This is a genomic window from Thioalkalivibrio nitratireducens DSM 14787, assembly GCF_000321415.2.
Classification (GTDB): Bacteria; Pseudomonadota; Gammaproteobacteria; order Ectothiorhodospirales; family Ectothiorhodospiraceae; genus Thioalkalivibrio; species Thioalkalivibrio nitratireducens.
Genome location: NC_019902.2, coordinates 1,864,414 through 1,883,271 on the forward strand (window position 1 = coordinate 1,864,414; position 18,858 = coordinate 1,883,271).

Sequence of the window (18,858 nt, forward strand, 5' to 3'; positions counted from 1 at the left end):
TGTAGCCGCCGAACGCTGAAGCTCATCGGCGGCCATAAAGCACAGTGGAATTGCCGTTTGGCGTAGCGCCTTGTTGGGCCTCGAGTGTTCTACGGACCGAAGAACAGCGTTCACCAATTCTCAGCGCCCAGTGGCAGTTCATTAAGCTCATTTCGCGCCTCGCGCCAGACTGGATAATGCTCATTCAGCAGCGCGATGAAGCGTTCGTTATGAGTAGGCTCGATCAAGTGCAGCATTTCATGCACAACGATATATTCGAGCAAGTCCTTGGGCTTTCTCACGAGTTCGGTATTGAGCCGAATATGACCGGCACTCGGGTTGCAGCTTCCCCACTTGGTTTTCATGCGCTGCAGGAAATACCCGGCCACCGACACGCCCAGCTTGCGCTCCCACTTGTCGATCACGGGCGGTACGGCTTCGTGCAGGAGCTGCCGTTGCCAGGCACGCATGATCTCTGCGCGTTTGACCAGGTCGGCACCGGGCCGGACGGTCAGGATGATGCGTTTGTGATCCAACTTGACGCCGGGGCGCGCCTTTCGCTCTTCCACCGAGAGAAGATAGCGACGGCCCCACAGGTAGTGGCTTTCCCGCTCGACAAATAGCCGAGGCGTTTCCCGCGCCTGGTTTTCCAGTTTCGCCTGCTGATCACGAATCCATCCCAGCTTGGCAATGGCATAGGCGCGGGCCACCTCGAGGCGGGTTTCACTCGGAGCCACCAGGGTCACCCGACCGTCCGGCGGGTGTACGGACAGATGCACGTTCCGCACGGGCTTGCGAGTCACTTCAATGGCAATCTCGCCCAGGGTGATCGTTTCGGTCATGGGTAGCCCGCCTGATTCCGGATCAGCTCGAACACGGCTTGGGTGGCCTGCCGGTTTCGCCCGAGGATCGGGAACAGCGCATTGAGCACCTGCCGCTCGCGCGCATCGTCGCCACGCCAGCCGGCCGGAGCCTCTTCGCGCATGGCGCGGTCGATCGCCAGCGCCATCTTCAGAGGCTGTCGTTCCTCGTCCGGGGACAGCTCACGCACCTCACTGACCGGGCGCGATTCGGCCAGGATGCCCGGTAGATTGTTATAGATCACCTGGGCCTCGCGCCGGCCGGCCAGTTCGGGCGGCATATCCTCACCGCTCTGCCCCTGCGCCATCTTCTTGACCAGCGCCTCGGCCCGCTCCAGGAACTGCTTGTAGGACGCTGTCTCCTTGCGCCAGTCCGTAATCAGATCATCGAGTAGCTTGGAGAGCTGTTCATAGAATCGCGGATCGGTGAGTTGGTTGCGGATGATGGTCTTACGGACGTTGTTGATGATGCCTTCAGCGACAGCATTTTTCGACAGTTTTCCCTTCTGGTTGAGTTTCCTGGCGATCGCATCGTGAATGCCGGTTTCGACGATCAATTCCACCAGGGAGTAGCTGTCCACCGCGCCCAAATTGCTGGCCGGGTCGGCCTGGATATAGGTATTGATGAGGTGGCGCATGTCCGCCTCGTAGGGCTTGACATCCAGCTCCTCACCCGAGTGGCGCTTGATCGCCGCACGCACCTCGCTGAAGAAGGCCACCTCGTCCTGCAGATCGGCGATCTCGCCCGCCGTGTAGCCGGCAGCCTCCAGCTCTTGGGCGATGGCGGAAAACGCCCGCACAAAGCTGGCCACCGCCTTGTAAAACGACACCCGCAGCACCTCGGTATCGTCCAGCGCCTCCGGCACACCCGCATCCCCACAGAAATAGTGCAGATAGTGCTCGACCTCGCGCGGCGGCGGCACCGGCTCGCAGAGGTATTTGAGTGCCTCGCGGGTGGTGTCGAGTTTCTTGCGGCCTTCCTTCAGCCAGTCCTTGAGTTCGACATTGTTCTCGGCCGCACCGCCGTCATCCAGATCCAGCTCGTCGGAGCTGTAGACCGCGATGGCCTGCTGCACATCGCCGAAAAGCTGCTTGAAATCGACGATATGGCCGTAATCCTTGTCGTCGCCGTCGAGCCGGTTGGTGCGGCAGATGGCCTGGAACAGGTTGTGATCGCGCAGCTCGTTGTCCAGGTAGATGTAGCTGCACGAGGGCGCATCGAAGCCGGTCAGCAGCTTGCTCACCACGATCAGAAGCTTGGTGTTGGCCGGCTCCTCGATGAAGCGCCGCTTCATCTCGGTCTCGTACTGCACGGTGCTCTGACCGTCCTCCAACACATACTGCTTGTAGGTGTCGAACTTGTAGCGTTCGTCGCTGCTGGCCGACTCGCGGGAAATGGCGTTGTAGTTGGGCTCGAAGGAGGTGATGACGCCGCAGTGCGGGCCGAATGAGGTGTTCTGGAAAAGCCGGAAATAGTGGCAGGCATCGTAGATCGAGGCCGCCACCAGGATGGCCGTGCCGCGGTCATTGTTCAGGCGCGGCTTGAGGCTGAAGTCCTCGATGAGGTCGGCGACAATGCGCTGCTTGCGCTCGGCGGCGCTCATCAGCTCTTCTAGCGTCGCCCAGCGCTTGCGCAGCACCGCCTTCTGATAGTTGTTGAGGTTGCGGGTCTTCTGCTCGAACCAGTTGTCGATGGCTTGTTGCGAGGTCAGGCGCTGGGGCACATCGCGGGCTTCGTATTTCAAATCCAGCACCACGCCATCGGCCACCGCCTCCGGGAACTTGTAGGTGTGGATGTAGGTACCGAAGACCTCGCGGGTGGTCTGCTTGTCCTTGCGCAGCAGCGGCGTGCCGGTAAAGCCGATGAAGATCGCCTCACTCAGCCAGCGTTTCATCTGCCGGTTCATGGCCCCGCCCTGGGTGCGGTGGCACTCGTCCACGAACACATGGAAGCGCCCGTGTACCGGAGGCGGATCCCCTTTGAGATCGCCCGGATCGAACTTGTGGACCAGCGCGCACAGCAGCCGGGGCGTGGTCGCGCCCAGCTTCTCCACGAACTGGGCGCGCGAGGTAATGCGCGGGGACGGATCATCCTCGCCCACCACCCCGGCATTGCGCATCACGCCGACAATCTGCTTGTCCAGCTCGTCGCGGTCGGTCACGACCAGAATGCGGGCGGCTGGGTCGTGTTCCATGATCCACTTGGCCAGCAGCACCATCAGAATGCTCTTGCCGCTGCCCTGGGTGTGCCAGATCACCCCGCCCTCGCGCTCGGCAATGCGCGCCTGAGCGGCCTTGACACCGAAATACTGGTGCGGCCGGGGCACTTTCTTCTGGCCGGAATCGAAGATCACGAAGTTGTGAATCAGATCCAGCAGCCGTGGCTTGCCGCACATCTGCACGAGCGGCCTGTCCAGCAACACGCCCGGCGAGGTTTCGCCGCCACCTTCCTCGTCCTTCCACTGCACGAAGAATTGCTCAGGCGTGCCGGTGGTGCCGTAGCGCAGGCCCTGGGCATCGCTGCCGGCCAGCAACAGTTGCACGGTGCTGAAGAAGCGTTCGTTGAAGATCGGTTCCTGGTTGGTAATGAGCTGGCGCACGCCGTCGGCCACCTCCACCGAACTGCGTTTGAGCTCGATCACCGCCACCGCGATGCCGTTGAGATACAGCACCAGATCGGGCCGGCGCTCGTGCCCGCCCTTGAGCGTGACTTCCTCGGCCAGGGCAAAGTCATTGCGCTCGGGCCGTTCCCAGTCGATCAGATGCACATCCTCGTGCGGCTGCCCCGGAGAGAGCAGCACCTTCACCGGGTAGCGCAGCAGGTTGTAGCTGCGCAGATTGGCCTGGTAGAGCGTTACCCCGGTGACATCGGCGGCCGCCTCCAGCTTCTGCAGGGCTGCGGCGATATGCGCCTCGGAATAGCCTCGCTCGCGCAGATTGGCGCGCAACAGCTCCGGCTCGATGGGCCGGTTGTTCTCACGCTGGTGCCAGTCGCCCAAGTGGCGATAACCCAGCCCACCTTCTGCCTCGGTGCGGGTGAACAGATCGACCACGCGGTTCTGCGTCAGGCGTTCAGGGCGGGCTCGGCTCACCATGCGGCTACTCCTTCTTGTCCTGGCTGGCTTTCAGTAGCACCTTGCCCAAAGCGGTTAGACGATACTTCTGTCGGCTGCTACGAGGTTTGTCCGGAATCGTCATTTCGATAACACCAGTGTCCAGGGCGGGACGCAGATAGGCTTCCCGGAAGTGGTCCTCGTGCTTCAGCTCCAGGGCCGCCTGTAACTCAGATCGCTTCATCTCGCCCTGAATGGCTCTAGCCAACCGTTCCACTTCCCCGGTGACTTCCCCGGTGACTTCCCCGGTGACTTCCCCGGTGACTTGGTCGGTGACTTGGTCGGTGACTGGTGTGGCCTTACGGTCAGTCACTTCTTCGGTCCACTCCGCCTCAGGCCGCCAGATCACGGCGCTGAACTGATTGCCTGCCGGATCATCCACCAGATCGATCTGCGGCCAGGCTTCCAGGGCGCGGGGGATGCCGCTGCCCATGCCACGATACGGCAGGATATGGCTGGCGTGTTCGGTGAGCGTGGGATTGCGCCGAATCGTTCTGCCCCGGCGAATATCCTCCGGGCTAAGGCTATCCGGCAAATTGCCGGGGCTGACAATCTCCACCCGGTCGGCAAACACCATGACGCGGACCGAGGCGCTGGTGAAATAGTCCCGGTGGATAAGCGCGTTCACCAGCAGTTCTTCCAGCGCTATTTCGGGGATTTCCAGCTCCCCCGGCGTGTTGAAACCGCGCCCGCGCTGCACATGGTGTAAATTGCGCTTGATAAAAGCGAAGGCACCCCGGAACTGCTCCAGCAGGGTGCCCTTGATGTCTTCGCTGTCCAGATAGCGGGTGTCGTGTAGCACCTTGCCAGGAAACGCCACGGCCTTCACCTCGAAGGCAGGACGCCAGCGCTGGGGGTTGCGGCCGAACAGCATCAGTCCGGTCAGGTTCAGGTCCTTCCCATCGCCCAGGCCCAGGTTCTGCAACAACTGCTCCCGAGTCAGGCCGGAAAACTCGCTGCTCGCCCCATAGCGCCGATCAAAGTAGGCACTGAACGCCTTATCGTCGATATCGTCCGTCGAGGTGCCCGCCACCGGCACCACATCGGCATAGACCAGCGCGGCGCGCTGGAACATCCGCTGCATCTCCTCGCGAGAGGTCACATGGCGCTTATCCGCACCCTGCTTGACCCAGATGCGGCCCTGATTGTCCAGATAAGGCTTGGCCAGCCCGTCGGGCACCTCCACCACCATGACGATACCCTGATCCGTCTGCACGTTCTCGGTCAGCGGATGCACCGGCGGGCGCACATGCTGTGAGGCCGCATTGCCCAATAGCTGGTTCAACCGCCGAATATCGGCGGCGTTCAACCCCGCGATGCTGCCATCGTCATTGAAGCCCAGAAACAGCCAGCCACCGCCGCTGTTGGCAAAAGCAGCCAATTCGGCGGCGAGGCCATCGGCATTGGTGGCATTGCGCTTGAACTGGTGGCGGCTGTCTTCACCACGAGCCGCGATCTCCAGGAGTTCCACCAGGTTCATGCCTTGTCTTCCTCGCCTGCTGCCGCGCCGATTCGCGCCCGTGCATTCTCGACGGATTGGTGCAAACGGGCCTGCAGCACTTCCCGGTTGATGCGGTTACCCACTTGCCAGTAGAACAGCGTCAGCTCGGCATTGACCGCCACCGCCGCCCGCTGGCGGGCGGCGTCGATCAGCTGGCGCAGGTCGGCGACCAGCGCCGGGTCTGTGGCGGGTGTCCGGCTCACGAGCTCCCTCCCGGCGATTTGCGATACAGGGTCGTCTTGAGATGATCCTCCGTGGCGACAAAATCGGGATCTCTGCCACTGTGGGCCCGGGTGAGGGGGACGATCTTGGTACGCACCCCCATCCCCCGATAGTCCACATAGCCGTAATCCCGCAGCACCTCCATGATCAACGGGTTCCGGGGCGAACGCTGGCCGGCCATCATCTTCTCCACGGACATCGAGTTGGGTAAAGCCCCGGGGCTGATTACCTCCAGTCGGTCGGCGTAGCTGCCCACCTCGATCTCGACGAAACGGGTCCAGTCCCGGTGCGCCAGTGCGTTGACCAGCGTCTCTCGTACAGCCTCAACCGGATAGAACCATTCGGTCTCGCGACGAAAACCGCTATCCACTTCACCGGCCTCCTGCGAGATAAAGGGTCCGATGGCATCGACAAAGCGCTCAATCAGGCCGCGGTCCACCAGCTCCTTTCCCGACTCCGTGACATCCCAACGACCCACCATGGGAGCATCCAGGATCTCGTCCAGCTCTGCCCCATATGCCTTCTCCGTACCCTCAAAGGCGAACACCCTCAGTCCCGCCTGTCTCAGATAACGGCGCGGGCTCTTGCCGAAGAGGACCAACCCGGCAATGGTGCAGCAGATTCGCTCGCCCGCATCGGCGAGAAAACCGAGGCCCAGCAGACGGGTCTGCCACGCCTTCTCCGACGCCGGGATCTCCGGATCACGCAGAATGTCCCGCAGGTAGTTCAACAACCGCGCATCATCCAGCGAGCTCATATCGGTGCGCGGCACCGGCATCACCTCGGCGTGCAGCATGCCGCCCAGCTCGAACAGGCGCATCTGCTGCTCCCGGGTGGCCAGCCGCGAGGTGGAGCCGACACGAATATAGATCTCTTCCTTGCCCCGATCCCGCACCACATAGGGCTTGGAGATCCCCTGGGGGAAACTGATCACGGCCACCACTTTTTGATCATCCAGGCGGACCTCTTCGTAATAGGGAAGAAACATCGGGTGAACCCGGGCCTGGATAGTATTCATCACCCACTCTTCGAGTCCTTCACGCTGGATACCGGAGATCGTGCCATCGTCATCAACGCCCAACAGCACCATGCCACCCTGAAAGTTGAGCAGCGCCACGACCTCCCTGGCCAACTGCTCCGGTCGGATGTCATCGCGCTTGAACTCGACACCGGAGTTCTCGCCATTAGCGATAATCTCCAGAAGTTCAGTCTTCAGCATGCGTTTCTCCTCTGGAGGTGGCGTGCGGTCCTATCATTCAAAGCCGTACTTTTCCCGACGCTGATTAAAGGCGGCCTCGCCACCTTCGAGGATATCGGCCGCAAGGTGTTGTATTTCGGGCAGGTCAATCGCCCCCTGCTGCTGCGGAAGTATACGGCCCTTGCCCTCTTCAACGCTCAGTACGCCAATCCACTCCGCGTCGCCGAACACTGGGATATTGGCGTTATGAGTTGCAAAGATGAACTGGCGCGTCAGTTTGGCGTTGCGCAGTTCGCTGACGATTCGCTCGGCGATAAAAGCGTTGTCTAGGTTGTCTTCGGGTTGGTCCAGGATCAGCGGGTCCTGATTGCCCAATAACAAGAGGTGCAAGACAGCAGTACACTGCTGCCCGGTGGAAAGATCATCAATCGGTCGAAATTGCACATGCTGCCCACCGTGAGTTACGTTCAGTTCAATCTCGTTGAGGTCCGGCAGAAGCAGCTCCTCCATCTCCAGAAGTTTGCGCTCCGGCAGGCGACACAACGCCTCGGCAACGCCGGGGGTAACTCCCCACCCTGTCTGCTGTAGGGCAGCAGCGCCTGTTCTAATCTTCTCAGCAAGGGATACCGCCGAAAAGTCGCCATCTTTTACCCAGGCAAGACGCTTGGGACCCACCCCCTCCAAATCACAGGCGGAGAGGAATGCGAACAGCGGCTCTCGATCCCCCTCACTCGTGAGTATCAACCGGACTTTTTGGTCCAGACGCCGGTTGAGACGCTTTAGCGATTTTTGCATCACGGCGGCGCGATCACCGGACGCCTCTGAAAGCTCCAGAAGGAGTTTTTTGCGCCGGCTGTATAGTCCGTCGATCTGGGCCTTGCGGGATTGCAGCATCGCTTGTTTGGGCTGGATCCGCTCAATCCGCTGAAGTAGGGCCTGATACTCGGCACCGATTTGCCGACCGGTTTTTCCCTGGCTGGCCGGAATCTCCTTGAACGCCGCCTCCAATTTCTGCTCTTCCGCCTTAATGGCTTTTTCAACCTCTTGCTTTAGCGGCGCCAGCCCCTGTGTTGACTCCCGGTGCGACTCTTCCAGCTGCACAATCGCTTGCCACGCCTTTTCGACCAAGCCGTCCAGAACCGCCTTCTGGCGTCGCAGCACGGCCGCATGGGGCAGACCTTCCAGCGCGGCATCGCTAAGATAGGTGGTGTCGGGCAGGCTCTCCTTGAGCCCGCTGATTGCCTCCCGGAGCCGATCGATTTCGTCTGTCCCACGGCTGTTGAGTCGTCTCTCTTTCTCCAGCCGGGGAATGACCTTCAGCTTCTCGTCCAGGCCGAGCGCCTGAAACTGCCGCGCTTGATCCTGCAACTTGGGCAGGCGCTCCACATCCGCCTCGATCTCCTCGCGCTGTTGCAACGCCTTGACGATGCTTTCCCGGTTCTCCTTCAGCCGCTGTAGAACCTCGGCAATGGTCGCATCATAGTCGGCCTGCTCCCCATCCAGAAAGCGCTCCATCAACTTGTTGCGACTTGAGCGATCGCGGGTCATTTCGTGAATCTCGTTCTGGCCGAACAGATCCAGGCCGGGCAACAAATCATGGGGCTGGTGGGGGGAGACATTGCCCTCTTCATCCAACACCACCGACTGATCGCCATATCGACGTTTTATCTGGAAGTGGCGGCCATGCATGGCCGCAGAACGAACGAAAAGCTCTACCCGTCCGCGTTCCAGACCCAGGTTGGCCTTGATGACGGCATCGTGCTGTTTTTGTGCCGATTGGCCGAAGGGCCGTAGGTCCAGGGCGAAACGGATGCATTCCAGCAAGGTGGACTTGCCGGTGCCCCGCCCGCCGATGAGCGCATTCAGATGGTCGGAGAACTCGATATCCACCTCGTCCAGGTAGCCGCCGACGAAGCGGATCCCTTCGATGGCCGAGGCGTAGTGCTCTGGCCGGTCGGAATTGAGCCGCACCCGAGACTCCGGATCACTGAAGGCCTGCTTGAACGAAGCGAAGCAGGGGCGGCTCATCTTGATCAGGCACGAGGTCCCATCGGCCTTGATCTGTTCCGGCTTGCAGACATCGGCGGCATTGATCGCCGCCATGGGGCGTTGGCGCCGATAGTCAGCATTCTTGTTCAACAAGACCTGGCGGTAGAAGTCGCCTTCCACCCCCTTAAGGTCCCCGATTGAGCCTGGGATCTGTGCAGCACGCAAATTTTCGTGCTTCCAGACATGATTCATTCGTCGTTTGAGCACGCCATCATCGTTGGTGACGTGAGCGGCATAGATGAACCCGCCTTTATTATTGACGTAGTCAATAATTTCAATGGCTGACTTATAGACCGGCACCTCAGGCTGCTCAAAATCTACTTTCAACGCCCCCATGTGCATCTTTATCAGATCAGTGGCAGTTGATTCATCAAACAAACAAACAAAGTGGACCTTCTCACTTGATGCGATTTCGAACCCTGGGAAGACCACAATACCGTGCTGGGAAAACAGCCCACGAATCCTATCCACCGCCGCCACTGAACCATGGTCGGCGACACCGATCACTTCAACCCCGGCCTCCAGCGCCGCTTCCAGCAGTTGCTGGTTGTACTCATCCTCACTGAGCGTCTGTTGCTGACCTCGGTACCGGATATAGTCGGCCGGATTGACCTGCAAGGCGCATTTGATAAAACGCGCCTTGGTGTAGGTCATTTCGCTTGTGTGTGCAGTTTCAGCCATTGGCGCACTCCTTCGGTATTGGGTCCACTAGTCGCGTACGGCCGGTCAACAGCTCCTGCAACATAGCCTGCTTGAGCGCGGCGGCTTTGATGCGTCGTTGTTGCAGGGCTTCGAGTTCAGCGTCCATCTCGGACAGGACATCAGAGATCCCCACTTGCTCCTCGAACGGCGGGGTTCTCAGTTCAAGGTCGCGCACATCCTTGTTGCTTATTGCCGGATAATTCGATCCCGCGATTAATGCTTCTATTTGCTTACTGATTGGGTGCGCGAAAAGGTGCTGAAACACATAACCAGGTTGTGACACCTCTTGCCTGCAACGAATAACACAGAAGCCTGTCGAACAAACCCACTCACCCTCAGCTATACTGAAGTACAAATGCGCTTTCAGGCTTGGCCGAACTGTCGCCATAATAATATCGCCAGCCCGCAACTTTCGTCGCGCGCGCGATGGTGCAGATGAGAAAGTGACCTCAGAGTAACTTTCCAGCTTTCCGATATTCACGTCTTCAAGTGCGATGTAATTAAATGCGTAGGCGGGATGAGTTGAGCTGCTGAGGTTTTCTGGATCTATGTCAGCCACTTCGCTCATCCGCTTTACCGCCCACTCCCCCTCAAACCCCGGCAGGCGGGTTTGGGCGGTGAGGAGTTGTTGCATGGTGGCCTGTTTGATGTCGCGCTTTTTGGCGATCAGGCGGTCCAGCGCCTCCAGCAGGGCATCCACATCGCTCAGGGCGGTGGCGATGGCGCGCTGCTCAGCTTCAGTAGGCCAAGCTAGACGCAGCCGCTCAAATCGACTTGCGCCAAGGTGTGCAACCGAGGTGGTTTGGAGCGCAATTCGTGCGAAGACTCCCGTTTGCTGACAATACCGGAACAGATGCGAGGCGAAATTAGCGCAAACGCCCGCTCGAGCCCTGAAACGCAAGAGGGCATTCTGCATGGCACAGGGCTCTGGATACTCATTGTTGTAAATGGCGCACCGTCCAACAAGTTCCAGACTCTGCCCCTCGTTAAGCAGGACATCGTCGCGCTGAACTTGAAACTGCCTAAACTGTTCGTCGGTCATCGGCATCGTGAGCACATCAGTGGTGTCAATTCGCCCGTCGAAGACATTCTTGGTTCTAAGGTATGGGCGTTGTACTCCTGGCGCATTGATGGCCAATGCCTTCCCTGCGAGAACCTCTCCCTTTTGATCAACTGCAGCCACGTCCCAGTCTTCAGGAATCACCCCTACCTCGGTCTGCTTGTAGCCGTCGGGCACCACCCGCATTTCCACCTGTGGTGCATACCCCGGCGAAGCATCGCGCACTTCCATTGCCTCGCCCTTCATCACCAAGCCACCCCCATGGTTTTCAGGTGCTCGTCCACGCGCGCCGACAGGGTCTCCACCTCATCGGCCAGTTTGGGCAGCGGGGTTTCATAGCGTTCTGCAAGTTGGCGCACGCGGGCGGTGAGGGTCTGGGAGACACGCTGAAGCTCGTTCTGCACGGCGGTTTCCAGGGCGGTGAGCCATTTGTCGTCGACCACCAGGGCCTTTATTTCGTCCTCGCTGAGTTCGGGATATTTCTCGTAGGCGAGCTGGTCGAGGGCGGCGTCAGCGTCCCTGATCAGTTTTTTCAGCTCGCTCTGGCGTTGGTCGAGTTGGGTCCGCTGCTTGAGGATCCTGGCCTCCTCGGCGTACTCGGCATTGCCCTTGAGCGCCTTGAGGCGCTTGCTGACTTCACCCTTGTTGATCTTGTCCAGCTCGGAAAAGGCGCCGTCCTCGCCGCCGTGTTCTTCTTCCAGTTCAGTAAGCTGGGCGGCGACGGTGTCGAGGTCGCCCTGCAGGGCGTCCAGCTCAGCCTGCTGCGCTTTGAAATAGCGGGCGACGATGTAGGGCTTGGGGATCAGGTCGCAGGCCCAGCCCTTCTCCTTCATCTGGCCTTTCTTCTTGCCGGTCTTGATCTCCTCCAGCATTGGGCGGGGTTTGGCCACCCAGCCATCGGCGGCGATTTCGTAGGCGTCGTCCTGCAGGGTCTCGTACCAGTAGTCCATCAGGTGCTGGTAGATGTCGTAGGGGTCGAGCAGGGGCGCGCCGCGGAAGCGGTCCAGCAGGTCTTCAGCGATTTCGGTGATCAGGGCCTTGGGCAGGCCGTCCACGCCGAAGCCTGTGAGCACGGGACGATTGCGGCTGCGCCAGTCGTTGAACAGTGAGGTGATACGGCCTCGGAAGGCGGCGAACTCGTGGTGTTCCAGGATGGTGGGCTTGATGGCGGCGGGCTCGACGGCGAGGTGGGTATACCCTTCCCTCACCCCCGGCCCCTCTCCCGCGAGCGGGAGAGGGGAGAAAAGCCTGCGGCGCAGGGTGGGAAAGACCCGCCAGTAAGCGGCCAGGCCCGGCACCGGTGGGATAGCCGCCGGGTCACCGTCGATGTCACGCTCGGGGATGCCGCCGTTCATGTGGGCGTGCAGGTCGTGGCGGTCTTCCGGTTCGCTGGCATCGATGTAGCGCGGCAGGTTGAGGTTGTAGTCGTTCTTCGGGTCGGCAATTTCGTCGAAGGGCACGATGCGGGCGTAACGCGGCACATCGGCCTGCTTGTTGAAGGTATCGACGATGCGGTGGATGTCCTGCTCGCGCAGGCGGTTCTTGTTGCCGTCCTTGGTGAAGCCCTTGGCGGCGTCGATCATGAAGATGCCACGGCGAGCCGGAGCGTTTTCCTTGTCCAGCACCAGAATGCAGGCAGGGATGCCGGTGCCGTAGAACAGGTTGGCGGGCAGGCCGATGATGCCTTTGAGATAGCCCGAGCGCACCAGTCGCTTGCGGATGGCGGCCTCGGCATGGCCGCGAAACAGCACGCCGTGGGGCAGGATGACCGCGCCCTTGCCGCTGGATTTCATCGAGCGGACGATGTGCAGCAGGTACGCGTAGTCGCCCTGCTTGGCTGGGGGCACGCCCCAGGCGAAGCGCTGGAAGGGGTCCTCTTCCGGCGTGATGCCGGCGCTCCAGCCCTTGTCCGAGAAGGGCGGATTGGCGACCACGTAGTCGTAGGTGCGAAGCAGCTCGCCGTCCTTGAACTTGGGGTTGGCCAGGGTGTTGCCCTGCACGATGTTGGCGGTGGGGAAGTCGTGCAGGATCATGTTCATGCGCGCCAGACCGGCGGTGGTGACGTCCTTCTCCTGCCCTTCCAGGGTGATGTGCTTGCCGGCCTCGGCGGCCACTTTCAGCAGCAGCGACCCGGAGCCGCAGGTCGGGTCGTAGGCGATGGTGGCGGCCTTGGTGTTTTCAGGCGCGATGCCGATCACCTGGGCCATGATGCGGCTGACCTCGGACGGGGTGTAGAACTGGCCCTTGCTCTTGCCGCTCTCCTGGGCGAAGTGGCGCATCAGGTATTCGTAGGCATCGCCCAGGATGTCGTCATGCTCGGCGCGGTTCCTGGCGAAGTTCAGCTCAGGCTTCTGGAAGATGCTGATCAGGTTGGTCAGGCGATCGACCATCGCCTTGCCTTCGCCAAGCTTGTTGGGGTCGTTGAAGTCGGGGAAGTCGCTGCGCGCCAGGCGCTGGTTGGCCTCGATCAGCGGCTGGATGATCTGGGTGTTGATCTTGTCGCCGATATCGCTCCTGCCCTTGAGCTGAACCATGTCGGCGAAGCTGGCGCCCTCGGGAATGATCACCGGCGGGGCGAAATCGTCGGAATCGGCGTATTTGTCCGAGATGTACTTGATGAACAGCATGAACAGGACGTAGTCCTTGTACTGGGACGCGTCCATGCCGCCGCGCAGTTCGTCGCAGCCAGCCCAGAGGGAGGAGTAGAGTTCGGATTTCTTGATTGCCATTCGGTTATGCGCTCACTTTTCCAAGCACCAAGGGCCATGTAGCCGCCGAACAGCATACCCCAGCGGACGCGGCGGGCAGCCGCGGTGGACCGTCGGCGCGTAGCGGATTCCCGGCCCGGAGTCGCGGGCCGCGTGGAGCAGGGAATTGGGCAGAGGCAGGCTCAGCCCTTGATGCAGACCATCGGTTCGACCCGGGCGACCAGGCGCGCGAGGCCGGCGTCGTGGCTCGCCTGAACCACCCGGCTCACGTCCTTGTAGGCGCCTGGAGCCTCCTCGGCGACGCCGCGCAGACTGGGGCTGCGGATCAGGATCCCGCGGGCGGCGAGTTCGTCGACCAGCGCCCGCCCGCGCCATTGACGCGTCGCCTGATGCCGGCTCATCGCCCGACCCGCGCCGTGGCAGGCGGAGTTGAACGAAAGTCGCTCGCCCTCGTTCGTGCCGACGAGAATGTACGACGCGGTGCCCATGGAACCGCCGATCAATACCGGCTGGCCCACGCCGCGCAGCGCCTCGGGCAGATCCGGATGGCCGGGACCGAACGCCCGGGTCGCGCCCTTGCGATGCACGTAGAGTTCGCGATCGCGCCCGTCGACCACGTGGCGCTCGGTCTTGCAGGTATTGTGCGAGACGTCGTAGAGCAGGCGCAGGTTGGCATCGGGCAGCACCTCGGCGAAGACCTCACGGGCCAGATGCGTCAGGATCTGCCGGTTCGCGAGCGCGCAGTTGATTGCCGCGCGCATCGCACCCAGGTAACGCTGGCCGATTTCCGAATGGATCGGCGCGCAGGCCAGTTCCCGGTCGGGCAGCTCGATTCCATGCCCCTTGGCGGCGATCGCCATCTCGCGCAGGAACTCGGTGCCGATCTGGTGGCCGAGGCCCCGCGATCCGCAATGGATCGACACCACGACCTGACCCTCCGCAAGCCCGAAGGCGGCCGCCACTTCGGGGTCGAAGACGCGGGTGATGTGCTGAACCTCGAGGTAGTGGTTGCCGGACCCCAGCGTGCCCATCTCGTTGCGCTGGCGCTTGCGCGCCTGCTGCGACACGGCTTCGGGATCGGCGCCCGCCATCTGCCCGCGTTCCTCGATCCGCTCCAGGTCCTCCGGCTGGCCGAAACCCCGTTCGACGGCCCAGGCGGCCCCGCCGCGCAGCATGTCGGTCATCTGCTGGTCCCGCAGGTGGATCTGGCCGGTGCTGCCCAGGCCCGCCGGAATGCCCGCGAACAATGCATCGGCCAGTCGCGGCTGGACTGCCTCGATGGCCCGGTGATCCAGCCCGGTCAGCAGCGTGCGCACGCCGCAGGACACGTCGAAGCCGACGCCGCCGGCAGAGACCACCCCGCCCTGCTCGGCATCGAAGGCCGCGACGCCGCCGATCGGGAAGCCGTAGCCCCAGTGGGCGTCGGGCATCGCGTAGGAGGCCTGCACGATCCCCGGCAGCATCGCGACGTTCGACGCCTGTTCGGCAACCTTGTCGTCCATGTCGGCCAGGAGCGCTTCGTCGGCATAGATCACCGCGGGTACCCGCATCGCGCCCTGCGGCTCGAGCCGCCAGGCCGTATCGGATACCTTCGTGAATCGGTTGATGTCCATGGTCTCTGCCCTCCCCGGTCCGACCGGATTCAGCAGTTGGCGCGCGCGCCGGTCAGATGTCCAGCACGCACTGCGCGATCCAGGAGCCGTCGGCGGCCTGCCGCACGGCAAGCTGGGTGAAGGTGGCGCCCTTGATCTCGACCGCCGGCTGGTGGCGCCTGCCGTCCACCGGCTCGCCCCAGGCCTCGGCGCGCAGCGTTTCGCCTTCGATCTCCACCCGGAACCGGGAAAACAGCCGTCCACCAACCGCCATTTCGTACACGATCGCGTTCAGGAAATCGTAGAGCAGCAGGTCCGGGTCGGACGCGGAACACGCGAACTCGACCCGCTCCGCCGGGTCGATCCCGGCCGGGTCGGTCACCACCGCAATCGTCGCCTCGGCCACCGCCGCAAAGGCGTCCGGCAGCGTGTCGCCATGCCCGCGAACCCCCATGTCGGCCTCGTGGGGAAAATGCTCCCAGCCACCGCGCAGTGCGGGAATACGGTTCTTCGCGGATTCGCGCACGGATGCGTGCATGCCCAGTCTCCCGGCAACACCCGAGGCCCGCACGCCCCCGGTGGCCGGGTTCACGTGCGGCATCCTCCGGTCCCTGGTTTCGAGTGTAGTCGAACCGGTCTTTCCCCGCCGCGCTCGCGGAGCCGCCGGCCAAGCGGTCACGCGGGCGGAGGTGTCTGGGTGCCGGCCCAGCGACGGTTGCGCAACCCGGCTACTCCCCGGCCCCTTCGATGTGGCTCCGTTCGGCCATCGCCAACACCTCACCGACGATGTCGTTCATCGTGACCAAGCCGACGAGATTGCCGTGTTCGAGAACGACCAGTCGCTGCAGGTTCTGGGCGACCATCATGCGTGCGACGTACTTGACGTCCATTACCTGGGGCACGATCAGCGCGGGCTTGGTGCAGACGTCGTAGACGTTGACCAGATCGATGTCGCCCTCCTCGGCGACGATCGTCCCCAGGATTGTCGTGTAGGTGATAATCCCGTAGGCATCGTGCTCGTCGCGACGTTCGACGATCAGCGATTTCACGCGGTGGGCCTTCATCTTCGCCATCGCCTCGCGCAATGTGGCCAGCGGCGAGATGGTGACTACCTCGGTCTGCATGATGTCCTTAACCAGCATGGTGTCTCCAGTGCATTCGCAATGTCGGAAATCGGGCAGCCGCCACGGCAGGCGGCCCGCCTCGGTGAGTTCGGCATATCGCCCGCCGCGCCGGCCGGTGGTGCTGGCGATTCCGGAGCTGCGCTTTCGTTTCCCCTCTCAGGGCGCGGGGCCACGGCCGCTCGCGGGTATGGCTCCGGCCCGGGAGCGGGAAGACCTGGCTCACTGCGCAGCCACCGCGGGGCGTTCGGGGCTGCGTGCTCAGATGTCGTCCTTGATCCGCTCCTCGAAGCGCTCGAGCTGGCGGGTGTCGATCCCGGCGATGTGATCCAGCGGCACGGTGAACACAACGCCCTTGGAGTGCCTCGCGAGGTCGAGCTTCACGGTCAGCGCTTTCATCACGGCCAGCGAGAGCTTCTTTTCCAGCACGCAGATCAATACCGCCTGCGAGCCCTCGTAGGTCAACCCGAAGAAGGTCTTCTTCTCCTTCGCGCCGATGCCGCGCGCGTCCAGCAATGTGACCCCGCCGGCACCGGCGTTCTTGGCGATGTCGATCGCCTTTTCCTCGAGATCCTCGGCGAGGATCGCGACGAGCAGCGCAAATTTCATGATTCAGTTCCTCTCCATCGGTTGGCGAGTTCGGCCGCGATGGCATAAAGCATCACGGATATTATCGGAAAGATCGAAGCGAACGCGATCAGGCCGAAGCCGTCGATCATCACGTTGCGCCCCTCGATGTGGGTGGCCAGGCCGATGCCCAGCGCGGTCACCAGCGGCACGGTCACCTCGGAGGTGGTCACGCCGCCGAGGTCGTAGGCCAGCGCGACGATGTATTTCGGCGACAGGAAGGTCAGCAGGATCACCACCGTGTAGCCGGCCATGATGTAGTAGTGGATCGAGTCGCCGCTGATGATCCGGTGCACGCCGATGGTGATGCCGACCGCGACGCCGACCGCCACCAGCAGCCGGATCACCGTGCCGTTCAGCTTCCCCTTGGCGGCCTCCTCGGCCTTCTGACCGATCGCGATCAGCGCGGGCTCGGCCATCGTCGTCGCGAATCCGATCGCGAACGCGAACAGGTAGACGAAAATCCAGCGGTCGAGCCCGATCAGCTGTTCCGCCATACTCTGGCCGATCGGGAACAGGCCCATCTTCAGGCCGACGACGAACGCGTACAGCCCGACGATCACCAGCACGAAACCGCCCATCACCTTGTGCAAGTGGGCCACGTGCTTGCGGATCACCAGATACTGGAACACCAGCACCACCGCGATGATCGGCAGCACGTCGCGGAACATGATCATCAGGTCGCGCAGCATCCCCAGCAGCACGCTGCCGGCGACCTCGTGGACCACCTCGGACACCTCGGGATCCACCGCTTCCCGGATCCCCTCGGCGACCTCGCGGGCCTCGCCGAAGCTGTAGACGATGATCCCGTAGATCTGCACCGAGATCATCGGCACCATCACCGCGAGCCCGACCAGCCCGAAACCGTGGATCAGCGCGTTGCGGCCGCGGATCGACATCGCCAGCCCGATTCCCAATGCCGCGATCAGCGGCACGGTGACGATGTTGGTGGTCACGCCGCCGGAGTCGTAGGCCAGCCCGACGATCTCCGCCGGGGCGAAGAAGGTCACGATCACCACCACGATGTAACCGATGATCATGTACCAGTGCAGACTGTGCCCCAGCAGGATCCGGACCACGCCCAGCGCGACCACCAGCCCGACCGACACCGCGACCAGCAGCCGCAGCGTGAGCCCGCTGATGCGTCCCTCGCTGATGATCTCGGCCTGGCTCGCGACCGCGATCAGTGCGGGCTCGGCGATCACCGCCGCGAAGCCGAGACAAAAGCCGAAGACCATCAGCAGCGGCAATGAACCCTTGCGCGCGAACTCGTTCGACAGGTTCTTCCCGATCGGGAAGATCCCGAGTTCCAGCCCGTGCAGGAACAGCGCGACGCCAAGCACCACCACCAGCAACCCGACCGCCATCGGCAGCCAGGCGTCCGGCACCTGGCGGATCACCAGGAACTGGAACACGCTGACCACCAGAATGATCGGCAGCAGGTTGCGGAACGCGTGGTTCAGCAGGTGCAGGAATTCCCTGAGCTGGCTCACGGGCGCGGTGCAGTCCGTTGGATAAGTCGGTCCGGGGTGGGTTTCAGCGCTCGCCGCCTTCCAGCCGACCGGCCGGGGCGTGTTCGGCAATATGCCGGTGCAGCGCGTCGATGTCGATCCCGCCGGTGCCGTCGACCGGCAGGCAGAACGCGAGTCCCTGGAACGGTTCCAGCAGTTTCAGCTCCACGTTCATCCGCTCCGCGATCCGCACGGCGGTGGCCTCGTCCAGCAGCGCGGCCAGCACCGTCTCGATCCCGAGATAGGTCAGGCCGAAGAAGGTGATGTGTTCCGGGAAGTTCATCCCGCGCGCGGACAGCAGCGTCATGCCGCGGGCACCCTCCTCGCGCGCGATCTCCCTTGCCGCCTCCTCGAGTTCGTCGGCCACCACGGCCACCAGAAGCTTCGCCTTCACGGCCAGTCCCCGCAGCTTCGAACCTGCGCCGACAATACCATAGCCGCCGGAATGGCCGGCACCGCCCGGCAGGGCCGGCCCCGGGTGGGAAGGTCGCGCCAACTCGGGCACCATGACCCTTCTTGGGCAATGAGGCGCGCGGATTCGGCGACCTGCAGTGCGCAGACGGCCGGCGGATGCTCGGCAGGAGATCGCGTGCAGGGAACGGCAAGGGATTCTTG

General features: G+C 62.5%; 14 protein-coding genes. All 14 read right to left on the reverse strand.

All coding sequences use genetic code 11. The annotated features are described in order from the left end of the window. Positions 1 to 110: 110 nt before the first annotated feature. Entirely contained in the window at positions 111 to 821 is a 711-nt protein-coding gene (locus TVNIR_RS08710; protein WP_015258640.1) for a M48 family metallopeptidase, read from the reverse strand. Then, on the reverse strand, positions 818 to 3,934 hold the full coding sequence (locus tag TVNIR_RS08715; protein WP_015258641.1) for a type I restriction endonuclease subunit R: 3,117 nt from the start codon (positions 3,932 to 3,934) through the stop codon (positions 818 to 820). Before TVNIR_RS08715 ends, TVNIR_RS08710 begins: the two co-directional genes overlap by 4 nt. A 4-nt stretch (positions 3,935 to 3,938) precedes the next feature. Further along, positions 3,939 to 5,432, reverse strand: a complete 1,494-nt coding sequence (locus tag TVNIR_RS08720) for a Fic family protein (RefSeq protein ID WP_015258642.1) — start codon at positions 5,430 to 5,432, stop codon at positions 3,939 to 3,941. Next, positions 5,429 to 5,656, reverse strand: coding sequence for a DUF1016 N-terminal domain-containing protein (locus TVNIR_RS08725; protein ID WP_015258643.1), 228 nt, complete (start codon positions 5,654 to 5,656; stop codon positions 5,429 to 5,431). Before TVNIR_RS08725 ends, TVNIR_RS08720 begins: the two co-directional genes overlap by 4 nt. Further along, the gene (locus TVNIR_RS08730; RefSeq protein WP_015258644.1) at positions 5,653 to 6,894 is read right to left on the reverse strand and encodes an RNA-binding domain-containing protein; all 1,242 of its coding nucleotides are present in this window, start codon (positions 6,892 to 6,894) and stop codon (positions 5,653 to 5,655) included. Before TVNIR_RS08730 ends, TVNIR_RS08725 begins: the two co-directional genes overlap by 4 nt. Positions 6,895 to 6,927: 33 nt before the next feature. Then, the gene (locus TVNIR_RS08735; protein WP_015258645.1) at positions 6,928 to 9,603 is read right to left on the reverse strand and encodes a TrlF family AAA-like ATPase; all 2,676 of its coding nucleotides are present in this window, start codon (positions 9,601 to 9,603) and stop codon (positions 6,928 to 6,930) included. Further along, on the reverse strand, positions 9,596 to 10,930 hold the full coding sequence (locus TVNIR_RS08740) for a restriction endonuclease subunit S (protein WP_083499411.1): 1,335 nt from the start codon (positions 10,928 to 10,930) through the stop codon (positions 9,596 to 9,598). The genes TVNIR_RS08735 and TVNIR_RS08740 overlap by 8 nt, the downstream gene beginning before the upstream one ends. Beyond that, positions 10,930 to 13,413 (reverse strand): HsdM family class I SAM-dependent methyltransferase, encoded by a 2,484-nt coding sequence (locus TVNIR_RS08745; RefSeq protein WP_015258647.1) that lies wholly within the window; start codon positions 13,411 to 13,413, stop codon positions 10,930 to 10,932. Before TVNIR_RS08745 ends, TVNIR_RS08740 begins: the two co-directional genes overlap by 1 nt. Before the next feature lie 161 nt (positions 13,414 to 13,574). Beyond that, positions 13,575 to 15,005 (reverse strand): RtcB family protein, encoded by a 1,431-nt coding sequence (locus TVNIR_RS08750; RefSeq protein ID WP_015258648.1) that lies wholly within the window; start codon positions 15,003 to 15,005, stop codon positions 13,575 to 13,577. Between the two features lie 52 nt (positions 15,006 to 15,057). Further along, on the reverse strand, positions 15,058 to 15,522 hold the full coding sequence (locus tag TVNIR_RS08755; RefSeq protein ID WP_015258649.1) for an archease: 465 nt from the start codon (positions 15,520 to 15,522) through the stop codon (positions 15,058 to 15,060). A 190-nt stretch (positions 15,523 to 15,712) separates the two neighbouring features. Next, positions 15,713 to 16,126, reverse strand: a complete 414-nt coding sequence (locus TVNIR_RS08760; protein ID WP_015258650.1) for a CBS domain-containing protein — start codon at positions 16,124 to 16,126, stop codon at positions 15,713 to 15,715. A gap of 240 nt (positions 16,127 to 16,366) precedes the next feature. Then, positions 16,367 to 16,714 (reverse strand): P-II family nitrogen regulator, encoded by a 348-nt coding sequence (locus TVNIR_RS08765; protein ID WP_015258651.1) that lies wholly within the window; start codon positions 16,712 to 16,714, stop codon positions 16,367 to 16,369. Continuing rightward, positions 16,711 to 18,225, reverse strand: coding sequence for a DUF1538 domain-containing protein (locus TVNIR_RS08770; protein WP_015258652.1), 1,515 nt, complete (start codon positions 18,223 to 18,225; stop codon positions 16,711 to 16,713). Before TVNIR_RS08770 ends, TVNIR_RS08765 begins: the two co-directional genes overlap by 4 nt. Positions 18,226 to 18,268: 43 nt before the next feature. After that, the gene (locus TVNIR_RS08775; RefSeq protein ID WP_015258653.1) at positions 18,269 to 18,637 is read right to left on the reverse strand and encodes a hypothetical protein; all 369 of its coding nucleotides are present in this window, start codon (positions 18,635 to 18,637) and stop codon (positions 18,269 to 18,271) included. Between the last annotated feature and the right edge of the window lie 221 nt (positions 18,638 to 18,858).